This window comes from Bradyrhizobium sp. CCBAU 51753 (assembly GCF_015291565.1).
Classification (GTDB): Bacteria; Pseudomonadota; Alphaproteobacteria; order Rhizobiales; family Xanthobacteraceae; genus Bradyrhizobium; species Bradyrhizobium ivorense.
The window spans coordinates 7,356,382-7,382,714 of record NZ_CP030037.1; the positions used below are offsets into that span (position 1 = coordinate 7,356,382).

The following is a 26,333-nucleotide window of genomic DNA, read 5'->3' on the forward strand; positions in this document are numbered from 1 at the left end:
TCCGACATGTTCATGGCTCACCCTCGATCAAGGCCATGCCCCGCGTCGCATAGGCACGCGCGAGCCGGCGCCCCACATTCGCGGCATCAGGTAGCGTGTTGTTGCCGAGTTCGCCGCGGGCCGCGACGCCGGCGCTACCGACCGCACCGCGGAACATCGCGAAGACCTGATGAAACACCGTCAGCCGTTCGGTCGCCGCCGCGCAGTCGTAATAGCGGCCGAGATAGTCGTGTTCGCTTGGTATTCCCATCTGCTCGAGCGGCAGACCGAGCAAGCCGCCGTTTTCGTCGGGCGCCATGCGCCAGGCCTGGGTGTTGAACGCGAGATCGACCAGCGGATGGCCCAAGGTCGACAGCTCCCAATCGAGCACGCCGATGACGTGCGGTTCGGTCGGATGAAACACGAGATTCGCCATCCGGAAGTCCCCGTGGCATAGCGCAAGGCTATCGCTTTCGGGCACGCGCGCCGACAGCCACCGTACCATCCGGTCGAGCTCCGGATTGTCGTCGTCGCCGCGGCGATACTCGGCCCACAGCCTGGACCAGCGATTGAGCTGGCGGGCGAAATAGTTCCCGGGCTTGCCGAAATCGCCGAGTCCGAGCGCGCGATAGTCGAGCCGGTGGAGCGCGGCCAGTGTTTCACTCATGGACCGATAGCAGGCCGCGCGCTCCTCCGGCGCCAGCCCGGGTAGCGCGTAATCGTAGATGACACGTCCCTTCAGCCATTCCATGAGATAGAACGGCGTTCCTAGCACCTCACGCTCTTCGCAATAGCGATAGGGCGTCGGCGTCGGAACGGCACTTTGCTGCAGGGCCCTAAGGACCCGATATTCGCGGTCGATCGCGTGAGCCGACGGCATCAGAACATTGTTCGGCTGCTTGCGCAGAACCGCCTGCCAATCGCCGCGCGTCACGAAATAGGTGGGATTCGACATCCCGCCGCTGGTCCGCGTCACGCGCGTCTCGGCGCTGCCGCCGAGCCAGTCCTTCAGGTATGCGTCGAGCCGACGAAGGTCGAAATCCACATCGCCGTCGCTCGCCTGTCCGTTCATTGCAATCAGCTCGCGCTCTTGCCGCTGAAGCCGAACAGATATTGCGCGACTCGCCGCATCTGCACCTCCTCGGTTCCCTCCGTGATGCGGTAGCGGCGGTGATGGCGATAGATGTGCTCGAACGGCATGGCGCGGCTGTAGCCCATGCCGCCATGCACCTGCATGGCGCGGTCCGCGGCCTCGCAACAGAGCCGGTTGGCGCGGAAGTTACAGATCGACACCATGTCGCTAATGGTCAGCGGGTTCTGGCGATCCATCTGCCATGCGGTGCGGAAGATGAAGTTGCGCAGCAACTGATAGTCGGCCCAGAGCTCGACCAGCGGGAACTGAACCGCCTGCTTCTTGGCAAGCGGCTCGCCGAACGCGACCCGCGATCTCGCGTATTTGACGGCCTCCTGGATGCAATAGCGCGCGGCGCCGGCGCTGGCCGCGGCCTGGCGAATGCGGTTCTCGTGCACGAAACGTTGCGCGACGACGAGGCCTTCGCCCTCGCGGTGCAGGATCGCGCTGTCGGGCACCCGCACATTGACGAGCTCCGTCTCCGCGTGATCGCTCGGCATGTTGAAGGTCCAGTGATTGTAGAGCACGTTGTGGCCGGGCGTATTGGTCGGCACGATGAACGCCGTGATGCCCTTGGCCTCACCCGGCTTGCCCGAGGTGCGCGCGAACACCAGATTGGCGTGCGCGCGGGCCACCTGGCTGTTCCAGCGCTTGCGGCCGTTGATGACCCAGTGATTGCCGTCGCGCACGCCGGTGGTCTCGAGCCAGATCGCGTCGCTGCCATGCCCCGGCTCGGTCAAGCCGAACGAGAGATGCTTCTTTCCGGTGATGATACCCTCGATATAGGTTTTCTGCTCCGCGGTCCCATAATCGGCGAGCGCCGGGATGATCGGAAAATTGCCGACGATCGAGGATTCGTCCTGCAGATCGTTGTGCAGGCCGAGGCCCTTGGCCGCCAGATGCTCGCGGATCGCTGCGATCGCGAGATTCGAGGCGCCCTGCCCGCCGCATGATTTCGGCAGGCCGTAGCGCAGATGCCCGGCCTTGTCGGCACGGCGCTCCATCTCGCCGATCACCGCCCGCCATTCGTCGCGCGGCCGGCCGTCATTGTCCCAGTCGGTGCGGGCGTTCTCGCGGCGATGATCGAAGAACTGGATGTTGTCGCGCTCGAGCGGCTTGATCTCCGCCTCGATGAACGCGTCGAGCTCGGCGAGCTTGTCGGTGATCTCCTTCGGGAGTTCGAAATCCATGGCACATTTTCCTTTGTTCTTGTTGAGCTGCCCGCCCTGCTAGAGCGCGATCCGGCCATAGGGATGGGTGCTGCTGACGCCGCCATCGACCGACAGCAACTGACCATCGACATAGGAGGAATCGTCGCTCGCCAGGAACGCCGCCGCAGCCGCAATCTCCTCGGAGCGCCCGGGGCGCTTCAGCGGCGTGACGTGCCCGAGCTTGGATTCGATGCCTCGCGCGCGAGCATCCTCGAACACTTTGCGGGTCAGCTGCGTCTCGACGAGGCCGGGCAGCACCGCATTGACGCGCACGCCGGTGCCAGCGAAGGCATTGGCGGCGGTCTGCGCCAGATTGTTCACCGCGGCCTTGCTTGCGCTGTAAGAGATCGCACCCGCGTTGGCGCGCAGCGACGCCGCGGACGAGGTCAGGATGATCGAACCATAGCCCTGCGCGGTCATGCGGCGACCGGCGTATTTGATGGCGAGGAAGCAACTGATCGTGTTGATGCGATAGACCTCGGACCATTCCTCCACGGTTTGTTCCAGTAACGGCGTATTGGTCCCGGTGACCCCGATATTGGCGAAGAAGACCTCCAGCCCGCCGAACTCGGACACACATCGCGAAACGATCGCGGCCACGTTCTCCTCGACCGCGGCGTCCGTGATCATGGCAGAAGCGACGCCACCCTCGCCCCGAATCGTCGATGCGGTCTCCTCGGTATTGCCGGCGCGGCCGACCACTAGAACGGACGCGCCTTCACGCGCAAAGCGAATGGCGCTGGCGCGCCCGATCCCGCTTCCACCGCCGGTGACAACCGCGCGCTTGCCTTCGAGCCGCTTCATGCGCCTTCTCCTATTGTGCAGGAACCGTCCAACCGCCGTCGGCGGTGATGACCGCGCCCTGGATGTAGCTGGCGTCGTCGCTGGCAAGGAACGCCGCGAGCGCCGCGATCTCCTCGGGCTGACCGAACCGCCCGGCGGGCATCTCGGCCTGACGCGTCGCGATCGTCGCTTCGTCGAACTGCGCGATCGAGGCCGGCGTTCCGATCATGCCCGGTGCGATCACGTTGACGCGGATCTTCTTGGCCGCGAGCTCGATCGCGGAAGCCCGCGACAGCCCGACGACGCCGGCCTTCAGCGCGGAATAGGCAATGGAGTCCTTGGCCGGATGAAACGCCGACACCGAGCTGAGATTGACGATCGAGCCACCGCCGCGCCGCTCCATCTGCGGCACGACGGCCTGCGTCGACCAGATCAACCCATGCACGCCGACCGCAAACATCCGTTCCACGGTCTCGACCGCGATCTGCGCCAGCGGCTCGAAGCGCGCGAACACGGCATTGTTGACGAGCGCAGCGACCGGCGCGGCGAACTCGCGCTCGACACGTTCGAACAACGCGAGCACATCGTCGCGCCGGCCGATGTCGACCTCATATCCCCTGGTCTCGAATCCCATGTCTTTCAGCCGGCCGACCGCCGGCTCCAGCCGCTTCGCGCTGATGTCGACACAGGCGAGACGCCCGCCCTCGCGGCCGAAGCGCTCGGCAATGGAGAAGCCAATTCCGCGCGCTGCTCCCGTGACGACGCAGACGCGGTCCTGCAAACGTGCGTTCATGCGCTGGCCTTTTGGGCAGGCTCGGCGAACGCCTTGGCGATTTCGCGAAGCTGATACTTTTGCACCTTGCCGGCCGGCGTCTTCGGCAGGTCGGCGACGATCTCGAGGCGTTCGGGCCAGTACTGCTTGGCGACCTTGTGCTCGGCCATATGCGCCTGCACGCCGGCGAGATCGAGCGTCGTGCCGGGACGCAGGACGACGAAGGCGCAGGCTCGTTCTCCGAGCCGCGGATCCGGATAGCCGACGATGGCGACCGACAACACGGAAGGAAGCTTGAACATCAGGTTTTCGATATCGAAAACCGGGACATTTTCGCCGCCGCGGATGATGATGTCCTTGATGCGGCCGTCGATCCGGATGTAGCCCTCGTCGTCCATGTAGGCCATGTCGCCGGTGTCGAACCAGCCGTCGGCATCGAACGGCTCCATGTCGTCGCGCTTGTAGTAGCCGAGGAACATCTGCGCGCCGCGGACCTTGAGCAGCCCCCGCTCACCGACCGCAGCCGGCGAGCCGTCCATGCGCAACACCTTGACCGCAACGCCTTCGACCGGACGCCCGTCGGTCTTCGACGATTTTTCCAGCGCCCGCTCCGGCTCGGTCAGCGTGCTCGCGAGCGACTCGGTCATGCCCCACAACGAGCAGACCTTGAGGTCGAGCTCCCGATAGGCGCGATCGATCAGCGCGGGCGGAATCGGCGCGCCCGCGCAAAGGAACTTGCGTAGCTCGGCCGGCTTCGCCGCGCCCGCGGCGACAGCCTCGCACATGTCGGCCAGGAACGTGGCGGCGCCGGCGGAATAGGTGACGCCTTCCTTGGCCATGATCGAGACGCCGCGCTTGGGCTCCCAGATGTCCTGGAAGATCACGGTGGCGCCGATCTTCAGGCCGAGCAGCATGCCGGCGGCAAAGCCGGTCATGTGGCCGAGCGGCGAGCACACCAGCATGGTATCGCCGGCGTCGAGGCCGAAGCGTCCGGCAAGTCCGATACAGCAGCCCATCAGCGTATTAAGGCAGTGCATGACGCCCTTCGGCGAACCGGTGGTTCCCGACGTGAACATCAGCACAGCCATCCGGTCGGCCGGCAGCGCGCCGATCTCGCCAAGCGGGGGCGGACCGAGACGCTCGCTGCCGGACAGCAGGGCTTGGTCGAAGCCGCTGGGTCCTTCACCGTCGACCACGATGACGTGCGCGAGCTTCGGCAGCGCCGGCTGTAGCGAGCGCGCCATTGCCTCGTGATCGAAGCCGCGGAACAGTCTTGGCACCACCAGCAGCTTGGTCTCGGCAAAGCCGAGCATGTATTTCAGTTCGTGCTCGCGGAAAATCGGCATCAGCGGATTGACCACCGCGCCGACCCGGAACGCCGCGAGCGCAATCACGGCGAATTCCCACCAGTTCGGCAGTTGGACCGACACCACGTCGCCCGAACCGATGCCGAGCCGGCGCAGCGAAGCCGCCGCGCGCGAGATCATGTCGCCCAGCTCGGCGTAGGTCAGGCGCTTCGGCGTGTCGCGATCGGCGCGATCCGCCATCAAGGCGAGCTTGTCGGGCGTCGCGGCGATCGTCTGCTGCAGGAATTCGTCAAAACTCTTGTCGACCCAAAATCCGCTGGCGCGCATCGCGCGCGCATGCGCCACGGGATCGAAACGATTCTCGCTCATGACGTTGCCTCCATGGGATTGATCGATGCCCTTGACGGCATGTTAGTTCGCTAGTGTATTATATTTGAAGTGAACTGCAATACTAAATTCGTCGGCAATCACGGCGCTCTGCGGCCCAGGCCGGATACGCTTGGTGAGCTAGTGCATTAGTTTTGCAGTGCGATCAAAAAACGGGAGGCGGTCATGAAGGCGGCAGTTCTGCAACGACGCGGGCCGGACGGCGTGTCCTGGCGCGATTTCCCCGATCCTGTTCCCACCGCAGGCGAGTCGGTGCTCAAGGTCGCGGCCTCCTCGGTCAATCGCGTCGATCTCTACATGCGCGACAATGGCGGCGGCATTACCCACACCTTGCCGCAGGTGATGGGGGTCGAGGCCGCCGGCGAGGTCTCCGAGGCCGCGCCCGGCAGCGGCTTGAGGCCGGGCATGAAGGCGGTCCTGTTCTCCGAGGCGTTCTGCGGCCAATGCCGCTACTGCCTGGCCGGCGACCAGCCGCTCTGCGAGAACGTCAGGATCATGGGCGAACATCGCCATGGCGGCTTCGCAGAATACATCGCGATGCCGAACAGCTGCTTCTTTCCGCTGCCTGACGATGCGGATTTGGCGGCCGCAGGCGCCCTGATGACCGGCCATCTCACCGCGTGGCGGATGCTGTTCGGCAAGCGCGCGTTGCAGCCGGGCGAGAGCGTCATGATCGTCGGCATCGGTGGCGGCGTCGCGGTCGCCTGCCTGCAGCTCGCAAAGCTGGTCGGCGCCCGCGTGTTCGTCACCTCCTCCAGCGACGAGAAGATCGCCAGGGCCATTGCGCTGGGGGCGGACGGCGGCGTCAATTATCGGCACGACAAGGTTTCGGCCGCGATCCAGCAGATGAGCGGCGGCGTCGACATGGTGATCGACAGCGTCGGCGAAGCGAGCTGGGGTGAATCGCTGCGCTCTCTGCGCCGCGGCGGCCGGCTGGTGACCTGCGGTGCCACCACGGGCTCCAACCCGCCGGCCGATCTGCAACGCGTCTTCATCCGCCAGCTCGAGATCTACGGCTCGACCGGCGGCAGCGTCGCGGAGTTCCGGCAGTTGCTCGACGTGTTCAATCGCGGTTTGGTCCGGCCGGTGATCGACTCGACGTTCAAGATGGCCGACGCTCCTGCGGCCCTCGCGCGTCTCGCCTCAGGGGCGCAGTTCGGCAAGGTGTCGCTCGTGGCTTAACTCCGCGCCACGAGCGAGCCGGATCAGCGTCACATCTTGCAGGCGGGATCGACCGGCGGAATGATGTCCGCCCCCGGCTCGATCTTCTTGATCTGGTAGGCCGGCTTGCCCTCCGGACCCATCACGATCTGGCTGATCGCCATCCGCCGCGCGGTCTGATGGTCGCCCGCGCGGATCTCGACGTCGCCGAGGACCGTTTCGGTCTTGAGGCCGGACAGCGCCGCGCGAACCGCGTTGATATCGGTCGAGTTCGCCTTCTTGAGCGCTGCAGCCATCAGCTGGATGGCCGCGTATTGATCGGCGCTGGTGTAGGGCGGCAGTTCGCCGTTGTATTTCTCCTTGTACGCCTTCACGAAGGCTTCGGCCTGCGCGCCGGGGAAGCCGGCCACGAAGCCGATATTCTGGTAGACGCCGAGCACGGTCTCGCCTTGCGCCGGCAGCGTCTGCGGGATCACGAAGGAATTGCCGAGCACCATCTTGTACTTCTTGAACAGGCCGAACTGCTGCTGCTGCTTGGCGAGATTGATCGCGTCGCTGCCGAAGATCGTCACGAACAGGCCTTCAGCCGGATCCGCACCGAGCTCGGAAATCTTGGTCCCGAAATCCGGCGTCCCGTTGGGCGAAAACAGGGTTTTTCCGATCGTTCCGCCCTGCGACGTCACCAGCGCCTTGAACTTGTCGGCGGAGTCGCGCCCGGCGGCATAGTCGACCGCGAGGATGTCCCACTTCTTGATGCCCTGATCCTTCAGGAATTCCCTGAACGTCCCCATGATCATGGAGTCGTTGGCGTTGACGCGAAAATAGTTCGGCGAGCAGTTCTTTCCGGTCAGCCCGTCGGCATTGGCCATCACCTCCAGCATCAGGGCTTTCAGCGCCGGCAGCTTGGCCTGCAGCGCGGGCGTGACGGCAGATGTATCCATGCCGGTGATGAACATCGCCCCGTCCTTCTGGACCGCGCGGGTGGCGCCGTCCACCGCGGTATCGGGCGTGCCGGGGTAGGAGATGAAGGTCGCTTCCAGCTTCTTGCCCGCCGCGCCGCCGGCGGCGTTGATCTGCTCGATCGCGAGGTTGACGGCCTTGACCTGGGTATCCTTCAAGCCGGCGAGCGGTCCGCTGTCGATCAGGAGAACGCCGATCTTGACCGTATCCTCGGCCCAGGCTGCGGTCGTGGCGCCCAAGACAATTGCCGCGCCGATGGCTGCCGCGCGCAACACGCCGAGAGCCGAACCCATGGGTGATCTTTTCATTTTCCTCCCTCCTCCGTTTATCCCGATGTTCCGCTAGAGCGCCATGAGCGCCTGGTTCTCCGGCGCGCCGATGGTCCCGATCGCGCCAGAGCCAACCACCTCGCCCTTTGCCAGAATGACGAACCGATCGGTGGCACGCCTGACCAGATTGAGATGCTGCTCGACCACAAGCACGCCTGTTCCTGCCCTGCGGATGCTGTTGAGAGTGTCGACCAACCCGTCGATCAGCACGGGCGAGAGACCTTCCGAGGGCTCATCGAGCAGAATGAGGCTTGGATTGGCCATCAGCGCGCGGCCGATCGCCAGCATCTGCTGCTGGCCGCCGCTCAGCATCGTGCCCAGCCGATCGGCGCGCTCCTCAAGCACGGGGAACAATTCGTAGACGGTCTTCAGCGTCCAATGCCCGACCCTGCCGGTCGACCTGCCCAGCAGCAGGTTCTCCCTGACCGTGAGGTTCGGCAGGATGCGACGTCCCTGCGGTGCGATCGAGACACCGAGCTTGGCTGCCGTGTAACCCGGCAGGGCGTCGATTCTACGGTCGCGAACCCAGATCTCGCCCGACAGAATATTCGTCTCGCGAAACACGGAGAGCAGCAGTGTGGACTTGCCGGCGCCGTTGCGGCCGACCAGCGCCACCGACTCGCCTTCCTCGACCGTGAGGTCAATGCCGCGCAGCACGGTCGACGCGCCATAGCCGGCAAACAGCGATTGGATGCGCAGCGCGCTCATGCCGCCGTCCCCAGATATGCCGCAATGACACGATGGTCGGCCCGGATGACGTCCGGAGCCCCCGTCGCGAGGTGGCGGCCAAGATCGAGCACGGTGACCATGTCGCAGCAGGCAAACACCGCATCGACGTCGTGCTCGACCACGACGGCGGCAATCCTGCGCTCGCGGACGAGGTCGCGCACATGCTGGAACAGGCGCAACGTCTCAGTTGCCGACAGGCCGGCGCCCGGCTCATCCATCAACAGGAGGCGCGGACGGCCGATCAGGGCCAGCGCAACGTCGATTCGGCGCTGCACGCCATAGGCGATGCGCCCTGCCTTCTGCTGGAGATAGCTGCCGAGATCCATGACCTCGATGACGTCGTCGAGCCTGTCGTCGCCGAGATGCTGCGCAACCAGCTTGAGCTGCTCGTGCACGGTCAGGTCCTGGAAGATGCTGGTGCGCTGGAACGACCGCGCCATGCCCTGCCGGCGCCGCCAGCTGATCGACCGTCGCGTGATGTCCTCGCCGCAATAGCGAACGCGGCCGGAACTGGGGCGCCGTCGGCCGCAGATCGCATCGAGCAAGGTGGACTTGCCGGCACCGTTCGGGCCGATGATGCCGTGCAGCAGGCCCTCGCCGCGGATCTCGAGATCGACATCAGTCAAGGCCCGCACCGAGCCATAGCTCACCGATAGTTGTTCGATCGCGAGCATGTCAGGACGCCTCCCGCCGCCAGCCGAGCCGTCTGGACAGGCTCGAGAGGCCGCCGACGACACCCCGCGGGAACACGACGATGAACAGGACGATGGCAACACCAGTGAGAAGCTGCGTGAGACCGCGCGCACCGAACTCGTCCTGCGCAAAGGAAAAGATCAGCCCGCCAAGAATCGGGCCGAGCGAACCGGCGATGCCACCGATCAACGCGGCGACCAGCGTGTTGGTGCTGACGAATAGCCCAAGGCTCTCCGGCGAAACGAAACCGGCATTGAGCACATGCAGGAAGCCGGCGACCGCGGCCACGACATTGACAAGCACGTATCCGATCAGCCGCGGCAGGAAGGTGTTGAAGCCCGAGAAGCGCATGCGCTCCTCGTTCTCCCTGATGGCGCGGAGCACCGCACCGAGGCGGGACCGCGCGATCGCCCATAACGCCAGCCCGACCAGCACGGTCGTGATCCAGGCGAATGACCAGAACTGTGCCGGGTCGGTAAAGCGAACCGCGTCGACGCCGAGGACCGATCCATTGACCCGAACCACCAGTCCGTCCGCGCCTCCGGTATAGTCGCGCAATCCCTCGAGCAGCACCGCATGGCTGATCATCTCGCCGGCGGCGAGCGTCAGCATCATGAAGGCAAGCGGCTTGGTCCGGACGATCAGCGCCCCAAGGATCGCGGCATAGGCGAGCAGGATCACGAACGCGACGCACAACGCGACGGTCGGCGTCAGGCCCCAGTCACTCATGCCGATCGCGAACAGATATCCGGCGCCGCCATAGATGCTGGCCGCGCCGAGCGCCACGAGTCCGGCCTGGTTCATCAGAAAGGCGACGCTGAGTGCGAGCAGACCCAGCAGCAGGCCTTCGCTGCCGAGGCGGAGCACGAAATCGCTGGCCAGATAGGTCGGGACGATCGCACCCGCACCAAGCCCGATCAGTCCGACGACAATACCGAGCGAAAGCCGCGAGAGCGGACCGCCGACGGTTGCCGTCGCAGGTGCACGCAGATCGTCGGTCATGGTGCCGTTGCTCAATTCAGCACCCTCCCACGTCCGATTCCGCCCGGTGCGATCAGAAGCACGACCATCAGCAGGATGTAAGGTACGAGCGCCGCAAGATTGGGTAGGAATACCGATCCCGCCACCTGAACGAAGCCGAACAGCAACGCCGCGATGATCGCGCCGCCGATGCTGCCGGTGCCGCCGATCACCACGATGATCAGGCAGTTCACGATCATCACGACGTCCATTCCGGGATCGACCGACAGATACGGCCCGGCCAGCACGCCGGCGATGCCGGCGAACGCCGTGCTGAGGCTAGTCACGAGCAGGCTCAGGCGATCGGCATTGATGCCCATCATGCGCGCCACCGACGGGTCCTGGCTGACCGCGCGCACGTAAAGCCCCGACGAGGTGTAGCGAAGCCACAGCGCCAGCAACACGCAGGAGCCGAGCCCCATCACGATCAGGAACAGACGATAGACCGGATAGGACAGATGCAGCACGGTCACGGAGCCCGACAGGATTTTTGGCGCATCGACGCTGCGGGCTTCGCCGCCGTAGATGTAGATGATGATCTGGCCGAGGATGATACCGAGGCCCAGCGTGACCAGCGCCACCTCGATATGCGAGCGGCGCTGTAGCGGCCGCAGCGCCAGATACTCGAATGCGATCCCGAGCAGCGCCAGCAGGATCGGAACGAGCAGCAGTGCGAGCCAGAACCCGCCGACGAGCGCGATCGTGTAGCCGAGATAGGCGCCGAGCATGTAGATCGCGCCATGCCCGAAATTGATGACGTCGCGCAGGCCATAGATCAGGGCGAGCCCGCTGGAGAGCATGATCAGCAGCGACGCCAGCGCCAGCGAATTCGCGATCAGCAGCGCGATCACGACCGCGATCTCCCGCCGCGGCGCCCGGCACGACGGCACACGACCGTCCGATGCGCCGCCAGTCTGCGCGCTTGACCTCGCAAAGGTCCCTCCCGCCATTGCTCGGCGTCCACGGCGGATGTCGATCGCGCCTGGCGCCGGCCTTCAGCACTTCCCCGTCCTGTCGGACGATCTCGAGTTCATTGCCCGATTAGTACACTGGCTTATCATATACTGGTGTTCGCCGCAAATCCTAATCTGGACGGCGCGCTGCGGCATCTCGCGCATCGCCGCGCCATGTTTGCGAAGCTTTTGGTTCGGGGCATCGGCGACCCGACGTCGGACGCCCGATCAACTGCGCAGCGCGTCGAGATCCGCCATCGCGGTGGAGATCCGCTCCATCATCGCCAGCGTCGTCGCTTCGGACTGCATGGCCGGCAACAGCGGCGAATGGCACAAGGTGATCGTCCACATCAGGAGCGCGTGCACCATCTGCTGTCGGTAGTTGAGGAAGCTCCGGTCGAAATCCGGCTTGGTCCCCGTCAAGGCGCCGAAGCGGTCGAGATAGCGGAGCAGCAGATCCTTCTCCCACTTGCGGCGATCGTCCGGCGTGAGCGCCGCGGTCACCGCATAGGAAAAGTCGCGCGACCAGTGACCGCGGGCAAGGCATTGCCAATCGCACAGGCCCATCTTGCCGGCTCCGGTGCGGTACCAGTTGCCGATATGCACGTCGGAGTGGATCAGACCCTGCGGCTCGCTGTCATGGACAACAAGGGCTTGCATGGCGGCTGGCCAGACCGCGTCGCGCTGCGCCAGCACGCTCTTTGGGATGACATGCGCGGCGGCGTCGAACGCCTTGCGCGTGTAATGCTCGAGGCTCATCTTCTCCGCGCCGATAGTAAACCATCGCGGATAGCTGGCGACCCACGGATAGCGCGCCGCCAGCTCACCATTGCCGTAGAACTGTGCATGCAGCGCGGCCAGGACATCGACCATGTCTTCCGCCATCTCGCGATCGACGTAGGTCTTGTAGTTGCAAAAGGTCGACGATTTGGTCGCGACCATGTCTTCAAGAAGAAGAATCGAGGCGTAGGTCTGGCGATCGAATGCCGCGTGATAGCCGATCGGCGCCTCGATCTCGAGCTGCGGCCGCAACTGCATGTAGAAGCGGCCCTCGACCCGCGCGGTGCCGTTGAAGCCGCCGATCATCCGCGTGACGACGCTGGGCAGCGACTTCGTGAACATCGATCGCGGCAGGCCGGCGCGCTCGCCGGCATCATTGTAGCTGACGATCAACTGATGGCGCTCATGGGTCCCCGCGCTCGCAGGCTTCACCACGACGCCGGTGACGATAGCGCCGGGCGTTTTCTGGCAGAGCACGGCGGTCAGCCATTCCGGCGTAATGGCCCCGGGCGAGCACGGAACATCCTCCGCCCGGCGGGCCTTCGGCCGCGTCAGGCGCTCGAAGGCCACCCGTCCGCCAATTTTCAGCGCAGCCAGTGCCGTCGCACCCGAAGCAGCCATGGTCCCTCCCTGTTCCGTCGGCGATCAATATCGCCGCTCAGCATAATTAGTACACTTCTGTACCATCTTTAGCATAATTCGGACCGCGTTCAAGGCATGGCTGCGCCGCATTACGCGATCACCGGAATTGGGCCTCTCGTAGCAACCGGTGCCCGGCGGGAAATTTCGTCGCGACGCTCTCCGCATATTTCGTTTGATAATATATGGTACATGTGTGTACTTATTATGCAGTCAGAACACATAACCGGAACGACATGGGAGAGAACATGAGGATTCCGATACTGGTCGGCGTTTCCGCACTTGTTTTCGGCAGCGTGGCTGGTGCTGCCGAGAAGCAGTACGGCCCGGGCGTCTCCGACACCGAGATCAAGATCGGCCAGACCGTTCCCTATAGCGGGCCCGCTTCCGCCTTTTCCAGCTATGGCCGCGTCATGACCGGCTATTTTCAGATGCTGAATGAGAGCGGCGGCATCAATGGCCGGAAGGTCAACCTGATCTCGCTCGACAATGCATTCAGCCCGCCAAAGGCGATCGAGCAGACCCGCAAGCTGGTCGACGACGACGGCGTCCTTGCCGAGGTCGGAACCGTCGGCACCGTCCCCAACGTCGCCGTTCAGAAATATCTGAACCAGAACAAGGTGCCGCAGGTGTTCATCTCGGCCGGCGGCCGCCGTTTCAACGATCCGCAGAATTTCCCCTGGACCGTGCCGTTCTATCCGCCGTTCGAGATGGAGGGGGCGACCTTCGGCAAATTCATCGCCCGGAAGCTGCCCAGCGCGAAGATCGCGGTGCTCTATCAGAATGACGATTACGGCAAGGACTATCTGACCGGCTTCAAGTCGGGCCTGGGCGCGGATAGCGCCGCCAAGATCGTGGCGGAGGCGTCCTATGAGCTGAGCTATCCGACCGTCGATTCAGAGGTTCTCAAGCTCAAGGCCTCCGGCGCGGACACGATCGTTTATTTCGCGACGCCCAAGTTTGCCGCACAGGCGATCAAGAAGGCCAACGAAGTGAACTGGAAGCCGGCGCAGTTCCTCGCCAGCCCCGTCAACTCGATCCAGGGCGTGCTGATGCCGGCCGGCCTGGAGAACGTCCAGGGTGCCTACACGACCCAGTTCACCAAGCAGGCCAGCGACCCGGCCTGGGCCGACGACCAGGAGGTGAAGGACTACATCGCCTTCATGAAGAAGTGGGCACCGAATGACAGCCCCAACGATTTCATCGCGCTGTCTGGCTACATCAATGCGCAGGCCATCGCCAAGGGCCTGCAGCGATGCGGCGACAACCTGACGCGCGAGAACCTGCTGGCCCAGGCCACGAGCTTCAACAAGGAGCGGGTCGGCATGCTGCTGCCGGGAATCGAGCTCTCCAATTCAAAGGAAAATTTCGCTCCTTACCGCACATTGCGCATGGCGATCTTCGAGAAGAACTCATGGAAGCTTCTCGAAGAGTAGCGCCGCGCCGTGCCTGCCGGGCATGTCCCGGCGGGCCTTTATGCATTCAGCAGCGTTGGCGGAGGCCAGGTTGAGCATCAAGGGCAAAGCCTACATCGCGGGGATCTATGAGCATCCCACCCGGCATGCGCCGGACAAATCGATCGCGCAGCTCCACGCCGAGGTCGCCAAGGGCGCGATCGAGGACGCCGGGCTGACCAAGGACGACATCGATGGCTATTTTCTGTCCGGCAACGCGCCGGGCGGAACCTGGCCGATGGTCGACTATCTCGGCCTCAAGGTCCGTCATATCGACAGCACCGATACCGGCGGTTCCTCCTACATCATCCAGCTCGGCCACGCGGCCGAAGCGATTGCGGCCGGCAAATGCTCGGTCGCGCTGATCACGCTGGCAGGCAAGCCGCGCACCAGCCACACGCCGCCGCGTGCGCCGGGCGCCGAAGCGGATTTCGAGGCGGCCTACGGCGCTACCACCCACAACGCCTACGGCATGTGCGCGATGCGCCACATGCACGATTACGGCACCACCTCCGAACAGTTGGCCTGGATCAAGGTCGCCGCCTCCCACCATGCGCAATACAATCCGCACGCGCTGCTGAAGGAGGTCGTCACCGTCGAGGACGTCGTGAACTCGCCGATGATCTCCGATCCACTGCACCGGCTCGACTGCTGCGTCGTCACTGACGGCGGCGGCGCGCTGATCGTGACGTCTCCGGAGATCGCCAAAAGCCTGAAAAAGCCGCAGGTCCGGCTGATCGGTCACGGCGAGGCCATGAAGGGACCGAACGGCGGCAAGGATCTCGACCTCACCTATTCAGCCGGCGTCTGGTCTGGCCCCCGCGCCTTCGAGGAAGCCGGCGTCACGCCGGGGGACATCAAATACGCCTCGATCTACGACAGCTTTACCATCACCGTGCTGATGCAGCTGGAGGATCTCGGCTTCTGCAACAAGGGCGAAGGCGGAAAGTTCGTGGCCGACGGCAACCTGATCTCCGGCGTCGGCAAGCTGCCGTTCAATACCGATGGCGGCGGTCTGTGCAGCAACCATCCCGTCAACCGTGGCGGCATGACCAAGATCATCGAGGCGGTGCGGCAGTTGCGCGGCGAGGCGCACCCGAAGGTGCAGGTCAAGAACTGTGATCTCGCCATCGCCCACGGCACCGGCGGATTGCTGGGCGTCCGCCACGCCGCCTCGACCGCCATTCTGGAGCGCGTGTGATGAGCGAGAAGACATATCCGGCGCCCGTGACAAATCCCGAGACGGCGCCATTCTGGGAAGCCGCCAAGGCCGGCAAGCTCTTGATCAAGCGCTGCACCGCCTGCGGCGAAGCGCACTATTTCCCGCGTTCGATCTGCCCGTTCTGCTTCTCTGATCGGACCGTATGGGAGGAGAGCTCGGGCGAGGCCACGATCTACACGTTCAGCCTGATGCGGAAATCGCCGACCGGACCGTACGCGATCGCGTATGTGACGCTGCAGGAAGGTCCGTCGCTGCAGACCAACATCGTCGACTGCGATCTGGAGAAATTGAAGATCGGGCAAAAGGTTAAGCTGGTGTGGAAGCCGACAAGCGGCGCACCGCTGCCGTTTTTCACGCTGGCCTAAAGCGCGATGAGATTGGATCGAATCATCATCGCGCTTTAGCTCTTTGTTTTGAGCATGATCTTTTCGGAAAACCGCTTCGCACTTTTCCGGATCATGCTCTAGAAAGTACCTTCTCCCCTTGTGGGAGAAGGTGGCGCGTAGCGCCGGATGAGGGGTATCTCGCCATGCGGCACTGTCCTTGCGGAGGCAACCCCTCACCCGAATGAGTCTGTGACTCCGTTCTCGTGGCCCTCTCCCACAAGGGGAGAGGGCACATTAACTGACGCCGTCGCTCGCGGAGACGATTGTGGAAGGCGCTGCATCCCGATCAGCTGATGACTTCGTCGCGACGCAATTCGGCGATGCTCTCCGTTGAAAACCCCATCTCCCTCAATACGTCATCGGTATGCTGCCCGAGCATCGGCGGCGGCAGGCCCGGGTCGCGCTCCGCGCCGACGAACGTCACGGGATGGCCGACGCAGTTCAAGCGGCCGGCAGCCGGATGCTCATATTGCATGATCAGCTTGTCCGCCTTGGTGTGCGGGTGATCCAGCAGCTGCGCGAGCGTGTTGATCGGCGAGCAGGGAATGCCGACCGCGTTCAGCGCCTCGTTCCAGTCCGCAACCGTCCGCGTCGCGATAATTGCCTGGACGTGCTGCAGCGTTTCGGCACGGTGCCTGACCCGCTCCGCGTTGGTCCGGAACTTCGGGTCGTCGACGATCGCGTTCAGCCCCGCAATCGCGCAGAACTTGCGCCAGAGATTGTCGTTGGCGACGCCGATCATGATCGGTCCGTCGGCGGCTTCGAACGCCTGATAAGGACAAAGCGACTCGTGGCTGGAGCCGCATTTGGCCGGCTGCGTCCCGCGTTGCCAATAGGTCTGCAGATTGTAGCCGAGCAATCCCAGCGCCGTGTCGAACAAAGACACCTGGATCGCCCCGCCCCTGCCCGACTTCTCCCGCGCGAGCAGGCTGGCCAGAATGCCGCTGAAGGCATGTACGCCGGTCATCTGGTCGATCGGCGAGATCGGGCTGCGGATGTAGCCGCCGCCGTCGTCGCCGGTCATCGACATGATGCCGCCGAAGGCCTGCAGGATGACGTCGTAGCCAGGCGAGTTCTTGAGCGGTCCGGTCCGGCCGAATCCGGAGATGCTGCAATGGACCAGCCGGCTGTTGAGTGCGCAAAGGGTCGCGGCATCGATGCCCAGCCGCTCGGCAACACCCGTGCCAAAGCTCTCGATGGCAACGTCGGCTGATTTCGCCAGCTCGTGCACGAGCTTTCGCCCCTGGTCCGACTTCATGTTGATCGCAATGCTGCGTTTGTTGCGATTAGCGCTCAGGAACACGGTGCCGAGGCCGGGCGCAGGAAACGGTGGCCACCCCCGCGTCTCGTCACCCTGCCCCACCGCCTCGACCTTGATGACCTCGGCACCGAGGTCGCCGAGATATTGGGCGCAGAGCGGGCCGGCCAGAACCTTTGAGAGATCGAGAACCTTGATGCCATCGAGCGGTCTTGACACGACAGTCTCTCCCTAACCGCGATCAATTCAGCCCGGCGGCAAACAAGCCGCCGAGATACGCCGGAAAGCCTTGTTGCGTGACCAGGACGTAGTCGGCGGCGCGCCGCTCCGACTCATCAAGCTCCGGACGCCAGGTCGCTGCCGCAGCTTCCGCATCGGCGAGCCGCGCGCGCAGCAATTCCTTGCCCCAGGTTTTCGGCTCGTCGTCATGCCAATAGACGCCGGCGGTGATCCGGCCGTCAAAGCTCGCCTTGCGCTGTCCGTCGCCACGAAAGCCGGCTCGCGCAAAAGCCTCGTCAAGTTCCTGTCCTGATCCTGCTTGCGCACGCAGCGCATGCGAGACCGCGCCGACGGCTTGCGTGATCCTGGGATCAAGCCCCTTCTTCTTCAGCCGCTCGTAGTCGAGCCTGCCGAGAAACAGCGTCCTGATCATGTTGCGCGGCTCCCGCCGCTGAATCAGTTTTGCAAAAATCTGCATCTCGGTCCGGATCGCCGTATCGAAATCCTGCGGTAATCCCTGCGCGACACAATCAAGAATGGCTGACGGCGCCGGATAGTGTCCGAGGGTGTCGGCGAGCATTTTGGTCCGGCATGCATCGACCTCGCCTGCGACGCGTTGCGCGGCAGCCGGACGCCAATCCGGTCGATCCCAAGGCTGGGTGGGAGCAGGACGCGACAGGACCCACCGTTCGGCGGCCGCAATCTCGTCGCCCGGCGCGACCAGTTCATGCGCAAGGCCCGCTGCAACGGCGGCTTGCCCGCTGATCCGCGCACCATCGAGCAACACCGGCAGCGCCGCGTCGATACCGACCAAGCGGGGCAGCCGTTGGGTTCCGCCACCGCCCGGCAGCAATCCGACCAGCGACTCCGGCAAGCCGAATGTGGCATGCGGCTGGTCGGCGAGCACCCTGTGATGGGCGGCAAGCGCGAACTCACAGCCGCCTCCCAGCGCCAGGCCCGCGACCGCGACCGCAATGGGCTTGCCTGCCGTCTCGAGCCTGCGCAGTCCGTGGCTCAGCCGGAAGAAATGGTCGAAGGCAAGACGGTCTCGCTCGCCCGGCGGCGCCGCCATGATCATGTCGTAAGCGGTCTCCAACTCGGCCAGATCGGCGCCGGCACAGAACGCCGATGATTTTCCGGAGCTGATAACGACGCCCGCCACATCACTCTGCCCGAGCCAGTCTGCAAAAACGCCGAGCTCCTCGATCGCCGCATTCGAGAACACGTTCATCGAACGGCCGGGCATATCGAAGATCAGGTGCAGGATGCCGTTTCCCGACTGCTCCATGCGAAACTGCTTCAGCTCCGGTCCGATCGGCATCCTTCCCTCCCTGATTACAGTTCATTGGTGTACGATCGTGCTTGCGCTTACCCCGTTTCGGGTTGTATACCCAATCCGAATACTGTACACTAGCAAACTAAATCAGACGGGACGCGTTTTGACAATGATCGAGCGCACGATCTTTCGCGAAGAGCATGAAATTTTCCGGCAGACGGTCCGACGCTTCGTCGACCGCGAGATCGTGCCGTTCCACGCGCAGTGGGAGGAAGACGGCATCGTCCCCCGCGAGCTGTGGCTGAAGGCCGGCGCCGCCGGCCTGCTCTGCTGCACCGTGCCCGAGGAATATGGCGGCATGGGCCTCGATTACCTGTTCGACGTCGTCGTATTCGAGGAACTCTGGCGGGCCGGCGCGAGCGGCCCGGGCTTTCTCATTCACACCGACCTCGTCGCCACCTATCTGCTCTCTTTCGGCACCGAGGCGCAGAAGCGCAAATGGCTGCCGAAGATGGTGTCGGGCGAAGCGATCGGCTCGCTCGGCATGACGGAACCGCATGCCGGCAGCGACCTCAAGGCGATCCGCACCAAGGCCGTGCGCGACGGCGACGAATTCGTCATCAACGGCCAGAAGGTGTTCATCTCCAACGGCCAGCTCTGCGATTTCATCGTGCTGGCGACCAAGACCGACAGCCAGGCCGGTGCCAAGGGCGTCACCCTGTTCATCGTCGAGAGCAACCGGCCGGGCTTCAAGCGCGGCCGCAACCTCGAAAAGCTCGGCATGCGGGCGCAGGATACGTCCGAGCTGTTCTTCGACAATGTACGGATTCCCGCCAGCAACATGCTGGGCGCGGAAGGCCGGGGCTTTGCGCAGATGATGACCAAGCTGGCGCAGGAACGCCTTGCGCAGGCGATTCGCTCGGCCACGGTCACGGAGACCGTGATCGACTGGACGCTGCAATATACCGCCGAGCGCAGCGCCTTCGGCCAGAAGCTCGCCGATTTCCAGAACACCCAGTTCAAGCTCGCCGAGCTAAAGACCAAGGCGGCCGTGGCGCGCGTGTTCACCGACAAATGCATTGCCCTCTTCATGGAGGGCAAGCTCGATCCCGTCGACGCCGCCATGGCCAAGATGTTCACCTCCGAGCTGCACTGCGAAACCGTCGACGAATGCCTGCAACTATTCGGCGGCTGGGGCTATATGTGGGAGTACCCGATCGCGCGGGCCTATGCCGACGCGCGGGTGGTGAAGATCGCCGGCGGCTCGATCGAGATCATGAAGACGATCATCGCCCGGCAGATGTATTCACAGCGCGGCTTCGATATTCAGAAGAACGGGTCAGCCACATAGCTCTCGTCTTTTGAGCATCGAAGACCGGCGGCGAAGCGACAGAACGACAAACGACAAGGGAGATCAGCGTTGAAGGGCCTATCTGGAAAGGTTTCCGTCGTCACCGGCGGCGGACAGGGCATCGGACGAGGATTGACGCTGCGGCTGGCGGAAGAAGGCTGCAAGGTCGCAATCTTCGACATCAATCCGCAAGGCGGCGAAGAGACCGCCAAGCTCGCGCCGCAGGCCGTCATCAAGACCTATGCGGTCGATGTGGGCGATGCCGCCTCGGTCGAGGCCGCCGTCGCCAAGGTCGAGGCCGAGCTCGGCCCGATCTGGCTGCTGGTCAACAACGCCGGCTGGGACCGTCCAATGCCGTTCCTGAAGACCGACAAGGAGCTCTGGGACAAGATCATCCGGATCAATCTCTACGGGCCCCTCAACACCCACAAGGCGATCGCGCCATTGATGGCCGAGCGCGGCGGTGGCCGCATCGTCAATATCGCCTCCGACGCCGCGCGCGTCGGCACCAGCGACGAAGCGGTCTATTCGGCCTGCAAGGGCGGCCTGATCTCCTTCACCAAGTCGCTGGCGCGGGAACTGGCGCGCAAGAACGTCCTGCTCAATGCCGTCTGCCCCGGCCCGACCAACACGCCGATGATGGCGGCAGTGCTCGGCGAAGGCGAGCATGCCGTCAAATGGAAGGATGCGATGGTGCGCGGCATTCCGCTCAAGCGGATGGGCGAGCCGGATGATTACGGCGGAATCGTCGCGATGCTCGCCTCCGACGACGGCAAATTCATCACCGGACAAACCATTTCCGTCTCCGGCGGAATGAACATGATCTGATCAGCGGAAGGAAACGCCATGACCGACCCGAAGCAATTCACCGACGTCATCTATGAAGTGCGCGACCGCGCCGCCTGGATCATCATCAATCGGCCGAAGGTCTACAACGCATTCCGCGCGCGCACGCTGGACGAGCTCATCTGGGCTTTCCAGCTCGCCGGAAACGATCGCAACGTCGCCAGCATCGTGCTGACCGGCGCCGGTGAAAAGGCTTTCTGCACCGGGGGCGATCAATCGGCGCATGAGGGGCAGTATGACGGCCGCGGCGTGGTCGGACTTCCGATCGATGAGATCCAGGGCCTGATCCGCGACGTCCCGAAGCCGGTGATCGCCCGGGTCAACGGCTTTGCGATTGGCGGCGGCAACGTGCTTGCGACGCTCTGCGACCTGACGATCGCCGCTGAACATGCGCAGTTCGGTCAGGTCGGCCCCAAGGTCGGCTCGGTCGATGCCGGCTGGGGCACCGCGTTCCTGGCGCGCCACGTCGGCGACAAGAAGGCGCGCGAGATCTGGTTCCTCAATGAACGCTACACCGCCGAGCAGGCGCGCGAGATGGGGCTCGTCAACAAGGTCGTCCCGATGGCGCAGCTCGATGCGGCCGTAAAGGACTGGACCGACAAGCTCGCGCAGCGCTCGCCGACCGCGATCGCGCTGGCCAAGCGATCCTTCAACGCCGATTCCGACAACATCCGCGGCATCAGCAATTTTGCGCTCCATGCCGTCAAGCTGTTCTATGACACGGCGGAATCGAAGGAAGGCGTTGCCGCGTTCAACGAGAAGCGCGACCCGGACTTCCACAAATTCGTGCGCTGAGCGGCCCCATCATGGCGCCTCAGAAGGTCATCATCTCCTGCGCGGTCACGGGATCGATTCATACGCCGTCGATGTCGCCGCATCTGCCGGTGACGGCGGTCGAGATCGCTGAGTCCGCGCTCGGCGCCGCGGCGGCGGGGGCCGCCATCGTGCATCTGCACGCGCGAAATCCGGCCGATGGACGGCCGGATCAATCCCCGGAGGCATTCGAGCCCTTCCTTCGCGTCATCAAGCAAAGCTCCAACGTCGTCGTCAATCTGACCACCGGCGGCTCGCCCTATATGACCGTGGAAGAACGCGTCCGTCCGGCGGCGACCTGGAAGCCGGAAGTCGCGAGCCTCAACATGGGCTCGATGAATTTCGGCCTGTTCCCGATGCTGAAGCGCTACAAGTCGTTCAAGCACGACTGGGAGCCGCAGATGCTGGAAGGTTCCCACGATCTCGTCTTCCGCAACTCGTTCAAGGATATCCGCTACGCGCTGGAGACGCTGAACGGCACCGGCGCGCGCTACGAGTTCGAATGCTACGACACCAGCCATCTCTATAATCTGCACTATTTCTGGACCGAGGGACTGGTGAAGGCGCCGCTGTTCATCCAGACCTGCTTCGGCCTGCTCGGCGGCATCGGCTCGCATCCGGACGATGTCATGCACATGAAGCGGACGGCCGATCGCCTGTTCGGTGACAACTACCGCTGGTCCGTGCTCGGCGCCGGCCGCGCCCAGATGCAGGTCGCGGCAATGGCCGCATCGATGGGGGGCCATGTCAGGGTCGGTCTCGAGGACAGTCTGTGGATCGGCGCCGGCCGCCTCGCCGAGACCAACGCGGCGCAAGTGACGCAGGTGCGCAAGATCATCGAAGGCCTTGGGCTCGAGATCGCAAGCCCCGACGAGGCACGCGACATTCTCCAGCTCAAGGGCGGCGACACGGTCGCCTTCTAGCTCCAACAGACGGTTCGACGGACATGCTGCCAAATCGCCCGGTCTACGACGAAGAGCACGCCCTGCTGCGCGACAGCGTCCGCCGCTTCGCCGCGGCCAAGATCGCTCCCCGCTTCCAGGAATGGGAGAAAGCGGGGATCATCGACCGCGCGCTGTGGCCGGCGGCCGGCGAGGCCGGCCTGCTGTGCCCGCAGGTGCCCGAGCAATATGGCGGGATCGGCGGCGATTTTCGCCACAACGCCGTCGTCATCGAGGAGCTCGCCTATTCCGGCTTCGCGGGTCCCGCGACCGATTTCTCGGTCCATAATGACGTCTGCTGCGGCTACCTCCTGAGCTACGGCACCGAGGAGCAGAAGAAGAAGTGGCTGCCGCGCATGGTCGCCGGCGAGACCGTGTGCGCGATCGCGATGACCGAGCCCGGCAGCGGCAGCGATCTGCAGGGCATTCGAACCCGCGCTGTCCGCGACGGCGACGACTACGTCATCTCCGGCCAGAAGACCTTCATTTCGAACGGCCAGATGTGCGATCTCGTCATCGCCGTCACCCGCACCAATCCCGATGGCGGGTCGCGCGGCATGAGCCTGATCCTGGTCGAGACCGACCGCGCCGGCTTCCGGCACGGCCGCAATCTCGACAAGCTCGGCCACCTCTCCTCCGATACGTCGGAGCTGTTCTTCGACCAGGTCCGCGTTCCCGTCAGCAACCTGCTGGGCTCGGAAGGCGGGGCCATGGCGGCGCTGATGAGCGAGCTGCCGCAGGAGCGGCTGACGATCGCCCTCCACTCGATCGCGTCGGCGCAGAAGGCATTCGACATCACCAAGGCTTACGTCCTGGAGCGCAAGGCGTTCGGCCAGGCCGTCGGCACGTTCCAGAACACCCGCTTCAAGCTCGCCGATCTGAAATCGGACCTTCAGGTCGGCTGGGCCTATGTCGACCAATGCCTGGCGCAACACATCCGCGGTGAGCTCACCACCTACGCCGCATCGACAGCAAAACTCTGGACCACCGAGATGCATGGGCGTCTCGTCGACCAGTGCCTGCAGTTCTTCGGCGGCTATGGATTCATGCGCGAATACGAGATCTGCCGGCTGTTTGCCGACGCACGCGTGCTGCGCATCTATGGCGGCACATCGGAGATCATGCGCGAGCTGATCGCGCGCAACCTCTGACGCGGGCCGCGATCGCGCCCCGCGCCTTTTGCGGTCAGTAGCTCTTCGGCAGATCCAGCACCTTCTCGGCGATGAAGCTCAGGATGAGCTGCTCGGTGATCGGCGCCAGGCGCGTGATCGAGACCTCGCGAAACAGCCGCTCGACGTGATACTCCTTGGCATAGCCGAAACCGCCGTGGGTCATGATGGCCTGCCAGGCCGCATCGTGGCCGGCGCGCGCGCCCAGCAGTTTGGCACTGTTGGCTTCGGCACCACACGGCTTGTCCGAGTCGTAGAGCCAGGCCGCGCGCATCGCCATCAGCCACGCCGACTCCAGATACATCCACTTCTCCGCCAGCGGATGCTGGATCGCCTGGTTCTGCCCGATCGGACGGTCGAACACCACGCGTTCCCGGGCGTAGCGCGTCGCCCGGCGCAGCGCATCCTGCCCGATCCCGATGGCCTCGACCGCGATCAGGATACGCTCGGGGTTGAGGCTGTGCAGGATGTAGGAAAAACCCTTGCCTTCCTCACCGATCCGGTCGGCTTCCGGAATGAACAGGCCGTCGATGAAGATGGCGTTGGAATCGACCGCCTTGCGTCCCATCTTCGGAATGCGGCGCACCTCGATCTTGGAGCGGTCGAGGTCGGTGTAGAAGATCGTGATGCCGTCGGTCGGCCGCTTGCAATCCTCGTACTTCGTCGTCCGCGTCAGCAGCATGATCTTGTTGGCGACCTGCGCGGTCGAGGTCCATACCTTCTGGCCGTACACCAGATAGCCGCCCGGGACTTTCTCGGCAAAGGTCTTGATGCGCGTGGTGTTGAGCCCGGCATCCGGCTCGGTGAAGCCGAAGCAACATTGGTCCTCACCGGACACCAGCCGTGGCACCCAGCGCCGCTTCTGGTCGTCCGTGCCCTTCACCACGATCGGATGCGGCCCGAACAGGTTGATGTGCACGGCCGAAGCCGAGGTCATGCCGCCACCATGGCTCGCCACCTCGTGCATCATGATCGCGGCTTCGGTCACGCCCAGACCGGAGCCGCCATATTCCTCGGGCATCGTGATGCCGAGCCAGCCGGCATCCGCCATGGCGCGGTGGAATTCGCGCGGGAATTCGCCATCCTCGTCGCGCGCCAGCCAATACTCGTCATCGAAGCGCGAGACGACGGCCCGGACACCCTCGCGAATGGCAGCGTGATCTTCGGGCACGTCGAGCTGATTGGCAAAGGATCTATCCATTCGAACTGCCCTCCCCGACCGACGCCAAGGTTCGTTTCGCGGCGACCAGATGCGGAATGTCGTACATCTTGCCGTCGATGCCGACGGTGCCGACATCGGGCGCGGCCGCGAATGCGGCGACGACGCGCCGTGCGTGCGCCAGATCGTCATCCGACGGCGTGAAGCAGGTGTTGATCGTCGCGACCTGATCCGGGTGGATCGCAATGCGGCCGACAAAGCCGTCGCGGCGGGCGATCCTGCAGCTTTCCGCCAAGCCCTGCTGATCCCTGAAGTCGACATACAGGGTTTCGAGCGCCGCAGCATCGGCGGCCCCCGCTGCAAACAGGCACTGCGCGCGCGCGACCTGATAGGGGAAGGTCCAGCTCCCGTCGGCTTCGCGCGGCGTCAGCGCGCCGAGCGCCGCGCTCAAATCCTCGCCGCCCCAGGTCAGCGCCACCAGGCGCCTGTTCTTGCGCGAATAGCCGCTGAAGCCGATCATCGCCGCCGGCGTCTCGGTCGCGACCGTCAGCAGCTTGACATGACCAGGCGGAACTCCGTTCGCGACCTCGAGCGCGTCGACATAATGCGAGACCAGATCGACATCCTCGATGCCGTTGACCTTGGGAATCAGGATGCCGTCGAGGCCGGGACGGACCACGGCTGCAAGGTCCTCCAGTGTCAACCCGGTGCCGAACGGATTGATCCGCACCAGGAACGACCAGTTCCTCGGACCGCCCAGCAAATTCTTGACCGCGTCGCGCGCAAAGGCCTTCCGGCTCGGTGCTACCGAATCCTCGAGATCGAGGATCAAGGCATCGGCGCCGATGCCGTCCGCCTTGGCGAATTTGCGTTCGCTGTCGGCGGGTACGAAGAGGAGCGAGCGCAGTTTCATGCCGGCCTCCGCATCATCAAGCCGTTCCGGCGGCAGTACACCACTTCCTCGTCGCGCTGGTTGAAGCCGCGATGCTCGAAGGTCACGATGCCCTGCGTCGGCCGCGACTTGCTCTCGCGCACGGCGACGACCTTGGTCTCGGCGCGCAGCGTGTCCCCTGCAAACACCGGCTTCGGGAATCGCGTGTCCTCCATGCCAAGGTTGCCGACCGTGGTTCCCAGCGTCGTGTCCTGCACCGACAACCCGATGATGAGCCCGAGGGTGAAGATCGAATTCATCAAGGGCTTTCCGAACTCGGTGCCCTTGGCATAGTCGTGATCGATATGCACCGCCGCCGGATTGTAGGTCAGCGACGAGAACAGGATATTGTCCATATCGGTCACCGTACGCCGGATCTCATGGACAAAGGTTTGTCCGACCGAAAACTGCTCGAAATAGAGCCCCGCCATGTCGTTGCCTCTTGTGCTGTCTTGCAGGGTTGCCGGCGGCGA

At 64.2% G+C, this 26,333-nt stretch carries 25 protein-coding genes; 9 read left to right on the top strand and 16 right to left on the bottom strand.

Annotated features, from left to right (window positions below; all coding sequences use genetic code 11):
• Window positions 1-10: 10 nt before the first annotated feature.
• The 5 genes from XH93_RS33580 to XH93_RS33600 are packed head-to-tail and all read right to left on the bottom strand — an operon-like array spanning window position 11 to window position 5,553.
• Entirely contained in the window at window positions 11-1,051 is a 1,041-nt protein-coding gene (locus XH93_RS33580) for a phosphotransferase family protein (protein ID WP_194470756.1), read from the bottom strand.
• A gap of 5 nt (window positions 1,052-1,056) precedes the next feature.
• On the bottom strand, window positions 1,057-2,301 hold the full coding sequence (locus XH93_RS33585; RefSeq protein WP_194470757.1) for an acyl-CoA dehydrogenase family protein: 1,245 nt from the start codon (window positions 2,299-2,301) through the stop codon (window positions 1,057-1,059).
• A 39-nt stretch (window positions 2,302-2,340) separates the two neighbouring features.
• Window positions 2,341-3,126: an SDR family NAD(P)-dependent oxidoreductase gene (locus XH93_RS33590; protein ID WP_194470758.1), complete on the bottom strand. Its 786-nt coding sequence runs from the start codon at window positions 3,124-3,126 to the stop codon at window positions 2,341-2,343.
• Between the two features lie 10 nt (window positions 3,127-3,136).
• The gene (locus XH93_RS33595) at window positions 3,137-3,898 is read right to left on the bottom strand and encodes an SDR family NAD(P)-dependent oxidoreductase (protein ID WP_194470759.1); all 762 of its coding nucleotides are present in this window, start codon (window positions 3,896-3,898) and stop codon (window positions 3,137-3,139) included.
• Complete coding sequence (locus XH93_RS33600; RefSeq protein WP_194470760.1) at window positions 3,895-5,553, bottom strand: AMP-binding protein; 1,659 nt, start codon at window positions 5,551-5,553, stop codon at window positions 3,895-3,897. Before XH93_RS33600 ends, XH93_RS33595 begins: the two co-directional genes overlap by 4 nt.
• A gap of 183 nt (window positions 5,554-5,736) precedes the next feature.
• Here XH93_RS33600 and XH93_RS33605 point away from each other — a divergent pair, with 183 nt between their 5' ends.
• Window positions 5,737-6,753 (top strand): zinc-binding dehydrogenase, encoded by a 1,017-nt coding sequence (locus XH93_RS33605; RefSeq protein WP_194470761.1) that lies wholly within the window; start codon window positions 5,737-5,739, stop codon window positions 6,751-6,753.
• Between the two features lie 29 nt (window positions 6,754-6,782).
• Here XH93_RS33605 and XH93_RS33610 read toward each other — a convergent pair whose 3' ends face one another.
• From XH93_RS33610 to XH93_RS33635, 6 genes are all read right to left on the bottom strand, one after another.
• On the bottom strand, window positions 6,783-8,000 hold the full coding sequence (locus tag XH93_RS33610) for an ABC transporter substrate-binding protein (protein ID WP_194470762.1): 1,218 nt from the start codon (window positions 7,998-8,000) through the stop codon (window positions 6,783-6,785).
• 33 nt (window positions 8,001-8,033) lie between these two features.
• Entirely contained in the window at window positions 8,034-8,729 is a 696-nt protein-coding gene (locus XH93_RS33615; RefSeq protein WP_194470763.1) for an ABC transporter ATP-binding protein, read from the bottom strand.
• The gene (locus tag XH93_RS33620) at window positions 8,726-9,424 is read right to left on the bottom strand and encodes an ABC transporter ATP-binding protein (RefSeq protein WP_194470764.1); all 699 of its coding nucleotides are present in this window, start codon (window positions 9,422-9,424) and stop codon (window positions 8,726-8,728) included. The genes XH93_RS33615 and XH93_RS33620 overlap by 4 nt, the downstream gene beginning before the upstream one ends.
• A gap of 1 nt (window position 9,425) precedes the next feature.
• The gene (locus XH93_RS33625; protein ID WP_194470765.1) at window positions 9,426-10,460 is read right to left on the bottom strand and encodes a branched-chain amino acid ABC transporter permease; all 1,035 of its coding nucleotides are present in this window, start codon (window positions 10,458-10,460) and stop codon (window positions 9,426-9,428) included.
• Entirely contained in the window at window positions 10,457-11,314 is an 858-nt protein-coding gene (locus XH93_RS33630) for a branched-chain amino acid ABC transporter permease (RefSeq protein WP_139864308.1), read from the bottom strand. Before XH93_RS33630 ends, XH93_RS33625 begins: the two co-directional genes overlap by 4 nt.
• Before the next feature lie 330 nt (window positions 11,315-11,644).
• On the bottom strand, window positions 11,645-12,817 hold the full coding sequence (locus XH93_RS33635; RefSeq protein WP_194470766.1) for a phosphotransferase family protein: 1,173 nt from the start codon (window positions 12,815-12,817) through the stop codon (window positions 11,645-11,647).
• Window positions 12,818-13,083: 266 nt separating this feature from the next.
• On the opposite strand from XH93_RS33635, the gene XH93_RS33640 reads away from it, so the two are divergent.
• The 3 genes from XH93_RS33640 (at window position 13,084) to XH93_RS33650 (ending at window position 15,876) form a co-directional block, all read left to right on the top strand.
• Window positions 13,084-14,271 carry an ABC transporter substrate-binding protein gene (locus XH93_RS33640; protein ID WP_194470767.1) on the top strand — a complete coding sequence of 396 codons (1,188 nt, stop codon included), beginning with the start codon at window positions 13,084-13,086 and terminating at the stop codon, window positions 14,269-14,271.
• Window positions 14,272-14,341: 70 nt separating this feature from the next.
• Complete coding sequence (locus XH93_RS33645) at window positions 14,342-15,490, top strand: thiolase domain-containing protein (RefSeq protein ID WP_194470768.1); 1,149 nt, start codon at window positions 14,342-14,344, stop codon at window positions 15,488-15,490.
• Complete coding sequence (locus XH93_RS33650) at window positions 15,490-15,876, top strand: Zn-ribbon domain-containing OB-fold protein (protein WP_194470769.1); 387 nt, start codon at window positions 15,490-15,492, stop codon at window positions 15,874-15,876. The genes XH93_RS33645 and XH93_RS33650 overlap by 1 nt, the downstream gene beginning before the upstream one ends.
• A gap of 307 nt (window positions 15,877-16,183) precedes the next feature.
• Here the strand turns inward: XH93_RS33650 and XH93_RS33655 are convergent, their stop codons facing one another.
• Window positions 16,184-17,374: a CaiB/BaiF CoA-transferase family protein gene (locus XH93_RS33655; RefSeq protein ID WP_194470770.1), complete on the bottom strand. Its 1,191-nt coding sequence runs from the start codon at window positions 17,372-17,374 to the stop codon at window positions 16,184-16,186.
• 22 nt (window positions 17,375-17,396) lie between these two features.
• A complete protein-coding gene (locus XH93_RS33660) occupies window positions 17,397-18,695 on the bottom strand; it encodes an enoyl-CoA hydratase-related protein (RefSeq protein ID WP_194470771.1) in 1,299 nt (432 codons plus the stop codon).
• A gap of 124 nt (window positions 18,696-18,819) precedes the next feature.
• On the opposite strand from XH93_RS33660, the gene XH93_RS33665 reads away from it, so the two are divergent.
• The 5 genes from XH93_RS33665 to XH93_RS33685 all read left to right on the top strand — a co-directional run bounded on the left by XH93_RS33665 (window position 18,820) and on the right by XH93_RS33685 (window position 23,752).
• Window positions 18,820-20,001 carry an acyl-CoA dehydrogenase family protein gene (locus XH93_RS33665; RefSeq protein ID WP_194470772.1) on the top strand — a complete coding sequence of 394 codons (1,182 nt, stop codon included), beginning with the start codon at window positions 18,820-18,822 and terminating at the stop codon, window positions 19,999-20,001.
• A 69-nt stretch (window positions 20,002-20,070) separates the two neighbouring features.
• Window positions 20,071-20,829, top strand: coding sequence for an SDR family oxidoreductase (locus XH93_RS33670; RefSeq protein WP_194470773.1), 759 nt, complete (start codon window positions 20,071-20,073; stop codon window positions 20,827-20,829).
• Between the two features lie 18 nt (window positions 20,830-20,847).
• A complete protein-coding gene (locus XH93_RS33675) occupies window positions 20,848-21,642 on the top strand; it encodes an enoyl-CoA hydratase-related protein (protein ID WP_194470774.1) in 795 nt (264 codons plus the stop codon).
• Between the two features lie 11 nt (window positions 21,643-21,653).
• Window positions 21,654-22,583, top strand: coding sequence for a 3-keto-5-aminohexanoate cleavage protein (locus XH93_RS33680; protein WP_194470775.1), 930 nt, complete (start codon window positions 21,654-21,656; stop codon window positions 22,581-22,583).
• A 23-nt stretch (window positions 22,584-22,606) separates the two neighbouring features.
• The gene (locus XH93_RS33685) at window positions 22,607-23,752 is read left to right on the top strand and encodes an acyl-CoA dehydrogenase family protein (RefSeq protein ID WP_194470776.1); all 1,146 of its coding nucleotides are present in this window, start codon (window positions 22,607-22,609) and stop codon (window positions 23,750-23,752) included.
• Window positions 23,753-23,786: 34 nt separating this feature from the next.
• Here XH93_RS33685 and XH93_RS33690 read toward each other — a convergent pair whose 3' ends face one another.
• Genes XH93_RS33690 through XH93_RS33700 form a run of 3 tightly spaced genes read right to left on the bottom strand, consistent with a single transcriptional unit; the run spans window position 23,787 to window position 26,291 of the window.
• The gene (locus tag XH93_RS33690; protein WP_194470777.1) at window positions 23,787-24,971 is read right to left on the bottom strand and encodes an acyl-CoA dehydrogenase family protein; all 1,185 of its coding nucleotides are present in this window, start codon (window positions 24,969-24,971) and stop codon (window positions 23,787-23,789) included.
• A complete protein-coding gene (locus XH93_RS33695) occupies window positions 24,964-25,842 on the bottom strand; it encodes a CoA ester lyase (RefSeq protein ID WP_194470778.1) in 879 nt (292 codons plus the stop codon). Before XH93_RS33695 ends, XH93_RS33690 begins: the two co-directional genes overlap by 8 nt.
• Window positions 25,839-26,291, bottom strand: coding sequence for a MaoC family dehydratase (locus XH93_RS33700; protein ID WP_139485248.1), 453 nt, complete (start codon window positions 26,289-26,291; stop codon window positions 25,839-25,841). Before XH93_RS33700 ends, XH93_RS33695 begins: the two co-directional genes overlap by 4 nt.
• Window positions 26,292-26,333: the final 42 nt, after the last annotated feature.